General features: G+C 48.6%; 1 protein-coding gene. It reads left to right on the top strand.

The features are described 5' to 3' along the window. Positions 1-49 precede the first annotated feature (49 nt). On the top strand, positions 50-444 hold a 395-nt coding region (locus ciss_RS09730; protein ID WP_305764293.1), incomplete at its 3' end, for a cytochrome c3 family protein.

Here is a 444-nt window from a genome sequence, read left to right as displayed (position 1 = left end):
GAGAGAGGGGAGGAGTTGCTGAAGGATAAATAGAGAGGAGGGTATCATTTTGAGGAAGAGGATATTGATACTTGGGCTAACGGTGCTGATGATAGTGCTGTTTAGCACAAGTGCGCTGGCGGCGCAGTTGTTGGTACCCGGGAAAACAGTAAACGGAGTACTTTATAAAGGGTACTATGCGCCCACAGTAAAGAAACTAACGGTAGACGGAGTAACTTATTATCCCAACGAAATTTACCTGCCAAACGAAGCTAATCCAGCTCAATACCGGATTCACAGTAACTATTCGAAGAACACCGATGCCTGTGCAGCGTGTCACGCCACCCACACTGCCGTAGGGGGAAGCTTATTGCAGTGGGGTTCGGTGTATGACACCTGTATGGCCTGCCATGATGGTACCATCAGCACTACTTACGACGTAGAAAGAGGGGTTATCGGAACCAC

This window comes from Carboxydothermus islandicus (genome assembly GCF_001950325.1).
Taxonomy (GTDB): Bacteria; Bacillota; Z-2901; order Carboxydothermales; family Carboxydothermaceae; genus Carboxydothermus; species Carboxydothermus islandicus.
This window is presented reverse-complemented; position numbering and strand designations above follow the sequence as displayed.